We start from the raw sequence: 8,214 nt of genomic DNA, 5'->3' as shown, positions 1-8,214 counted from the left end.
CCCGAAAAGACCTTTGAGGGGATGGAAAGAAGTCCCTATATATTTCTTCGTGTTAAATTCAAACATACTCTTAATGACTGCTGCCGTAGTTTCAGCAGAGGATGATTACACAGCGCGGTAAAAAATAGTAGAGGCGCTGTGCCAAAATCCGACATTTCGACACAGCGCCTTTGAGGTGCATACGTTTGGCCAAGTGCGTTGTCATAGCGGCCCGGATGAGCCGTTATGACATGTATCCTTGATCAGTTGTAGCCTTTGTTCTGCACATACAGTCCGGGAACATAATAAAGCTGGTTGTAGGGGATCGGATAGAATTCGTTTTTGCCTGCGGTGTAGTGGGCATCCTGATAATACTGTCCGTATCTGGTGTCATTATACACCGAGTTTTTTTCAGACTCAAAATATGCGTTCAGCACAGTGGATGCTATGCCCCATCGGCGCAGATCGAAGTAGCGGCTGCTTTCCATGGCCATTTCGAGGCGTCGCTCCCAGCGCAGGCATTCGCGTGCGGTTTCCTTGCTGGCGAAATATGAAGACGGATAGGGAGATATTTCGCAATACTCGCTGGCATATGCTATGTGCTTGTCGATCGAGTTGGCTGCGCGCTGGCGTATGTCGTTGATGATTTCGCGGGCTTCCGGCAGACGTCCAAGCTCTATCAGCACCTCGGCCCGCATGAGCATCACGTCGGTGTAGCGTATCACGTAGTCATTCATCGCAAAAGCCTGCCATGAACCCTCGAAAGTTTCTCCGGCGCTACGCTGCGGCACTTCTTTGAGCGAAGTGTAGTAGCCATAGGTGTTCGGCGTTCGGGAGTTGTCGAGCGTCATGATGTACTCATCCTCGTATTTGTAGGGAAATGTTGGCATTCCGACCGTGTGGAACAGGCGCGGATCCCATTTCTGGGTGGATGGTATGCCGTTGACCGGATAGATGTCGGTGTCATTGAACGAGTCGAACATCGGCAGACCGTTCTGTGTCTTGAACGCATTGACCAGATTCTGCGACGGTTTGTGGAAGTCCCAGCCACACGACCACATGCCCCAGCAGCCGTTAAGGGTATTCGACCAGTTGGCGCGGCCAAAACGAGTGTTGTCGTCAGTATATTGCGAGGTCTGCACAGCAAACACGGATTCCTTGCTGTTCTTGTATTCCGGAAGGAATATGTCGCCGAAATCCTCAAGATACCCATAGCGGGAGTTCTTTACGATCTCGGTGTATTCCACCACTTTGTTCATGTATTCCGCGTTTATGAATCCGGTGCCGGTAGTAGCCTCGTATCCGTCGCCCCAGGCAAGAGTCAGATAGCATTTGGCGAGATATGCCGCCGCGGCCACCTTGTTGGCGCGTCCGCCGCCATCCTCCGCTTCGAGGGGAAGACCTTCGAAAGCCAGCTCGAACTCGCCGATCACCTTCCCCATCAGTTCCTGATAGGTGAATTCATTGTTTTTTATCTGTTCGTGTGTGCTCTGTTCGAACACGGCTTTGTCGATCCATGGCACCTGACGGAACATGGTGACGAGCTTGAAGTAGCTGTGGCCGCGCAGGAAATGGATCTCCGCCTCACGCCGGGCTGCTGTCGCTCCGCCGAGTTTCTCTATGCCGTATTGTTCCAGCGCTGTAAGTGCTCGGTTGCATCGCGATATGTTGCAGTAAAGACGATACCACAGTTCGTCGAGCTCGCCGGGAGTGGAAGTGAGTGTCGACCAGATCTCCATGGGATGATAGCCGGTGTCGGTTGTGCCGCCGCCACCTTTGAGGCAGTCATCAGATCCGAGATCGCCATAAGGCCACAGATTGAAGGGATAGGAATACCAGCAGTCGCCAAGCGAGGCATAGGCTGCGTTCACCATTTTGTCTGGCTGGGAATATGCGAGTTCTCCGTCGATGACTCCTGTCGGTGGAACGTCAATGAAATCGTTGCACGCCGAAAATGTCGGCAGGATAGCTGACAGAAGTAAGTATTTTATTGCTTTCATTATTAGGATGTTGTTGCAGGATTAGAAATCAAGTTGGAGTCCGAATGAAACGGATGTCGGTATAGGATACGCCCAATTGGGATTTTCCGGATCGGAGCAGGTGAGCGAACGGCTCTTGATTGTCAGCAGATTCTGTCCTGAAACATATACACGAGCCTTGTTCATGCGGAGTTTCGAAAGAAGCTTGTCTGGCAGACTGTAACCGAGCTGGAGCGTGCGGAGTTTTGCGTATGAGCCGTTTTCCACGAAGTAGGATGATGCGCGGCCTTCATCGCCTTTATTGTTGGTGGTCAGCATCGGGATGGTCGACGAGGTGTTGACGTCAGGAAGCCATGCGCCAAGCAGGCGACTGCCCTTGTTGCTTCCGGCATCGGTCACGCTCCAGAAGTCGTTCTGAAACTTCTGGTTGTTGTAGACGTCCTGCCCCAACACACCTTGCCAGAACATCTGGAAGTCGAAATTCTTGTATCCGAGTTCGACATTCAGGCCGAATGACAGATCCGGCACGGGATTGAATATCCAGGTCTGGTCATCGGGGGTGATACGTCCGTCGCCATTGAGATCGGCATATTTCATCCCTCCCATGCGCGCATTGTCCTGTCCCGATGCCGAGGCCTCTTGCTGTGTCTGGAACAGACCGTCGAACACATAGCCCGTCATCGAGCCGTAAGGCTGTCGCGACTCCACGAGGTTTTCGCTGGTAGTGTGGGCATACGAGCCGGTAGTTGTGGAGGGAAGATATGTGACGCGGTTGCGGAAGAAGTCAAGATTGAGCGATGTCCTGTAGGAAAGACCGCAGTTCAGCTCGTCACGCCATCCTGTCTGGAATTCCATGCCCCAGTTGCGCAGCGACGGGCCGTTAAGCCATGATGCGCCTCCTTCACCCATGGCGCCGAGATAGGCCGGTGTTATGAGCATGTCTTTTACATCCTTGATGTATGCGTCGACCGTTCCGAACAGTCGGTTTCCAAACAAGCTGTAGTCAATTCCGGCGTTGTATTGTATCGTCGTTTCCCATTTCAGATTGTCGTTGGCGGTCTGGCTGGCAACATATCCTGAAGGGAAAATGCCGCTTTGCTGAAGCAGGAGGTCGTAGGCGGTCGATGTGACGCGGTCATTGCCGTAATCGGTCACGTAGAGTGCGTAGCGGGCAGTGTTGGATATAGCCTGATTGCCGGTCTTGCCCCATGACAGACGTATCTTCAGGTCATTGAGCCACGATTTTCTGATGTTTTCCGAAATACGGTAGCCGAGTGTGGCCGCCGGGAAAGTTCCGTAGCGGTTGTTGCGGCCGAAGCGCGACGATCCGTCGCGGCGTATGGTGAATGATGCCAGCAGAAGATTGCGCCAGTTGTAGTCGGCTTTGCCGAAATATGACACAAGGGCGTAGGCCGACTTGTTGCCGGTCGATTTCTCCACGCCTACCGATGCGTCGGGATACATATAGTCGGGGGTCTCGATGTCATAGTCTTCGTTATAGCCCGAAAAGTCGATGCGGCTCTGGCGGAACATCTCCATGCCGGCCAGAAGGGTCAGCGTATGGTCGTTGGCCAGAGTGAGGCTGTAGTTGGCCGTATTGGTCCAGGTCCACTTGGAGTCATTGGCCTGCGAGAGGGTTGTCGAATTGGTGTCGTTGTTGACAATATCGCTGTGGAAGGTATAATTGTATGAGTGTATAAAGGCCGCATCATAGTCGAGGCCGAAGTTGCTGCGCAGTGTCAGTCCTTTGACGGGTCTGATGTCGATGAATGCGTTGCCGAATAGCCTCCATATATTGAGGGCGTTGTCTTTGTTGAAAGCAAGTTCGCGCAAGGGGTTCTGTCGGTCTGCCATGCTGCCTACCGGACCGGCATAAGTAGTGCCGTCGGTTTCGAACACCGGTACTGTCGTTGGCATTTTCAGGGCGTTTTCCATCGGCTGGCAGTCGACCTGCTTGGTGTGTGTGAGAGTGAAGTTCTCACCTACCGACACTGCCTTGCTGACATTGAAAGTGGAGTTTACACGAGCCGCGATATTCTCGAAGTCGGTATATTTCAGTATACCGTCATTCTTTTTATACCCCATGGAGAAAAACACCGTGCTCTTGTCTGTGGCCGATGAGACCGATGCGTCATAACTTTGGGAAAAGCCTGTACGGGAAATCTCGTCGAGCCAGTCGGTGTTCGACATCATCATGGTGCGCCGGGAGTTGATATATCCGTCATACAGGCCGTTGACCGTATAATCCACATATCTGTTGCTGGCGATGTCATAGATCCTGACTGGATATCCCGACGGAGCATGGAGGTCAAGGCCGTAGCTCGAAGCATACGCTGCAGGATCGATGCCGTCGTTCATAGCCGCCTGAGCCATTGCGGTGGCATATCCGGGAGTGTCAAGCAGCTTCATTGTTGACTGAGATGAATAGAACTGTGCAGTGAGATTCGCGGAGAAGCTCACATTGATCTTGTTGCCTTGCGATGCTTTGCCACGTTTGGTGGTGATGATTATAACACCGTTGGCGGCACGAGAGCCATAGATCGATGCAGAAGCAGCATCCTTCAGCACCTGCATGCTTTCGATATCGTTCATGTTGAGTGAGTTCAGTGTCGCTGTGGTAGGAACCCCGTCAATCACAAACAGCGGATCCTGTGAGGCATTGAACGAACCAATGCCGCGGATACGCACAGAGCCGGTGCCGCTCGGCGAACCGTTGCCGGTTATCGTCATGCCCGGCACCTTACCCTGAAGGGCACGCATTGGATCTGTGTCTGACGACGTTTCAAGCGATTTGGTGGAAACGACCGATACGGCGCCGGTAAGATCGGCTTTTTTTACAGTCTGGTAACCGACCACAACCACTTCGTCGAGCGACTCGATATTCTCTTCAAGATGGATCGTCATGTCGGCAGAGGCTTTGACATGGGTTGTGTTGAAGCCCACATACGATATTTTCAGGAGAGCTCCTCCAGGAACCGAAATCTCAAACTTGCCGTCAATGTCTGTGACGGCCGAGGTTTTGTTGGCCTCGCAGAAGATAGACGCTCCGACAAGCGGTTCGTCATCGGTTTCTGAAAGCACTGTTCCTCTCACAGCAATGTTCTGTGCCTGTGCCATGATTGCCATCAGCAACGGCAATACTGCACCGAGAATTGTTCTTTTCATCTATGATTGGTTTTTGAGTTTGTTGTGAATTTTGCTGCAAATGTAGCCCTATGCGCCATGGACAGCATATAATAGATGATGTTCAGACTATGAATTTTTGTGCAATGCACGATTTTTAATGTCAAATGCCCTGTTTTTAATGATATGTGTAGCAAGAGGGGGAACAGTCCAACCGCTCTGACAACCCCATTCGCCATCAGGATAACAACAATGACGCTTTGTCAAAAAGCCGTTTTTTTGACAAAGCGCCATGTTTCGTTTCTCTATGGCGGGGGGGCTTTTGAAGCCCAGATCCGAGCTTGGGTGACATAGTCCCGCACGGAGTTGCAGCGGAATGCTGTGACGGCATCGCCCACCGTCACTGTTCAGGAAGTCGGGCCGGTCAGCCGGTTGCGTGCGGCAGTAGGAGTCTCGCCGTAGGCTTCCCGATAGCATTTAGTGAAATATGCCGGATTGGAGAATCCGATCTCGTATGCGATCTCGCTGATGGTCTTGTCGGTCGTGGTCAGCAGCATCCGTCCACGCTGAAGTCTCAGGCGACGTATCAGTTCCACCGGCGCATAGTTGGTCAGAGCCTTTATCTTGCGGTAGAATTGCGACCGTTCAAGTCCCATCATTGAGGCGATAGCGTCGACGTTGAGGTCGGCATTGCCCATCTCTTCCTTGAATATAGTGAGAAAGCGGTTGTAAAACTCATTGTCTATATCGGACGGGGTGGTGACTGATGCGCCCGATTCGGTCTGTGGCCGTCCGTCGCTGTCTTTGCCTGCATTGTGATGAGGCGAAGTCGTCAGCCATAGCTCTTTTATGCGTTTGCGACATGAAATCAGGTTCGCGCAACGGGCTTTGAGCACATGGCTGTCAAACGGTTTCGAAATATAGCCGTCGGCGCCGCTCTCATAACCCTGTGCTCTCTGTTCGTCCATCGAACATGCCGTCAGCATCAGCACAGGGATATGAGATGTGGTTATCTCGTTCTTGATACGGCGGCAGCATTCCATACCATCCATCACGGGCATCATGACGTCGCAGATGACCAGATCGGGCACATAGCGGGCAGCCTTGGCCACTCCATCCTTGCCGTTTGACGCCGTCAATATGTTGTAGTCATCATTGAGCAACTCGCCGATGAGCCGCTGTATGTCCCTGTTGTCGTCGATTATGAGCACGATTGGTTTGCCGGAGTCCACTGTCGTATCTGCCTCGCACTCTATGCGGCCAAGTTCAGAATTCACACTGTCGTGGTCGATCCGCTTTTCGGTGTCCACAGCCGATTCGGCCACGTGTCTTACCGGCAGGACAACAGTAAACACCGATCCTTTTCTGAGAGCGCTTTCCACCGTGATGATTCCGCCATGAAGTTCCACAAATGCCTTGGCGAGCGATAGCCCTATGCCCGAACCTCTGGGGTGTATGCGGTCGGCTTGATAGAAACGGTCGAATATGTTGCCGATATCTCTTTCGCTTATCCCTTCGCCGGTGTCGGCCACTTTCAGTACGATGTTCTGTGCGTCGTACTCGATCGAAACGGTTATGGATCCGTTGTCGGGGGTATGTTTCAGCGCATTGGAAAGCAGATTGAAAAACACACGTTCGATCTTCTCCACGTCGATGGCGGCTGGCATGGGAGTGTCAGCCGGACTGCATACAAGCGACAGTTTCATGTCGCGCTCTCTGGCAATTGTGTGGAATGACTTCATCCAGTCGCTGACCGACCGGCTGAAATCCACCTCCGAGAGCCGCAGTTCAAGCCTGCCGTTCTCATACTTGCGGAAATCCAGTATCTGGTTTATCAGCCGTTGCAGTATTCTCACGTTTTTGTCAGCTATCTTCATCAGGGTGTGCTGATGGGGAGTGAGATTATCGGCAGATGCAAGTCGGGCTACAGGTTCGGATATCAGTGTCAGAGGAGTGCGCAGATCGTGCGACACATTTGTGAAAAACATCAGTTTTGACTGTGTGGCCTCCTGCAGCTGACTGTTGAGTAGAGCCTGCTTGTCGCGCTCCTCGCCGAGCAGGCGGTTCTGTGTCATAAGCTCTTTTTGGTGGCGGCTGCGCTGCCAGTAGGCACGTAGTAGCAGAAAACCCACGCCAAACAGAAGTATTATGATCGCGATGCTCGCATAAAACAGTGATGTCTGCGATGAATGCTGCGCCCAATAGTCATCGATACGGGCCTTTAACAGTCTCATTTTACAGGTCTCCTCCTTAAGAGTCTCGTTCTGGAGCAGAAGTATGTCGGCATTGCTCAGGTCTACGGCCGACGATGCGGGGAGTATGGTTTCCCGGTTGTATGGTTTGCCCTTGAGTATGGCAAGAGCCGTCTGTATGATTCTGTGTCCCTCTGTTGGATAAAGGAATGTGGCGTCGATCAGAGTGTCAGCCACAGCCTGTATGCCTATTTCAGGTGCGGCGTCGATGCCTATGATCTTTATGTCGTCACGTCCGAGGCGTCTCACCGTTTCCGAAGCGCCGATCGCCATCCTGTCGTTGTGGGCGTATATGAGATTGACCTCGGGATACAGCTTCAGAAGGGAGTCGGCCACCCTGATTGCGTCCTCTTTGTTCCAGTCGGCTGCCACGCTTGCAAGCAGAGTCCCGCCGAGAGATTCGAATTCGCTTGCAAAGCCCTTATGGCGTCCGTAGGCTGGTGTGGATCCTTCCAGACCGCCGATCTCTATGGCCTTGGCGTTGTCGCCGGCCAGATTCCGGGCGTATGTGGCCGCCGAGCGTCCTATGCCCTCGTCATCCACGCCGATACGTGCGGTATATGTGTTGTCGTTGATGTTTCGGTCAAAGATGACCACCGGCATTCCATTCCCGTATACTTCCCTGATCACAGGAGTGAGGGTAGTCGCCTCGTTGGGCGAGACTATTATTATGTCAAAACCGTGGCTGACAAAATATCTGATGTCATCGATCTGCTTTGCACTGTTGTCGTTGGCCGATCGGATCTCCACCTCGGCGTCCTCATGAAACATTATCTCGCGATTGATCTCATCGTTCAGTTTCATTCGCCAGTCATCCTCGCTGCATTGCGACACACCGATTCTATAGGTCTTGACCTCAGTGCAGCCCGACAGGATAAACA

3 protein-coding genes are annotated in these 8,214 nt (G+C 52.6%); all 3 read right to left on the bottom strand.

The features are described from left to right. Positions 1-242: 242 nt before the first annotated feature. Positions 243-1,979 carry a RagB/SusD family nutrient uptake outer membrane protein gene (locus C5O24_RS09120; RefSeq protein ID WP_107036402.1) on the bottom strand — a complete coding sequence of 579 codons (1,737 nt, stop codon included), beginning with the start codon at positions 1,977-1,979 and terminating at the stop codon, positions 243-245. Positions 1,980-2,000: 21 nt separating this feature from the next. Continuing rightward, positions 2,001-5,123 (bottom strand): SusC/RagA family TonB-linked outer membrane protein, encoded by a 3,123-nt coding sequence (locus tag C5O24_RS09115; RefSeq protein WP_107036401.1) that lies wholly within the window; start codon positions 5,121-5,123, stop codon positions 2,001-2,003. 365 nt (positions 5,124-5,488) lie between these two features. Next, a partial coding sequence (locus C5O24_RS09110; protein WP_107681731.1) for a hybrid sensor histidine kinase/response regulator transcription factor occupies positions 5,489-8,214 on the bottom strand: 2,726 nt, incomplete at its 5' end.

It is taken from the genome of Paramuribaculum intestinale (genome assembly GCF_003024925.1).
GTDB lineage: Bacteria > Bacteroidota > Bacteroidia > Bacteroidales > Muribaculaceae > Paramuribaculum > Paramuribaculum intestinale.
Note: the sequence above shows the minus strand (reverse complement) of the source record. Positions and strands in the feature narration are given on the sequence as shown.

What these genes read in the sequence shown, in the direction of transcription:
- C5O24_RS09120 (WP_107036402.1), bottom strand. Translation starts at nt 1,979, where the DNA reads ATGAAAGCAATAAAATACTTACTTCTGTCAGCTATCCTGCCGACATTT.
- C5O24_RS09115 (WP_107036401.1), bottom strand. Translation starts at nt 5,123, where the DNA reads ATGAAAAGAACAATTCTCGGTGCAGTATTGCCGTTGCTGATGGCAATC.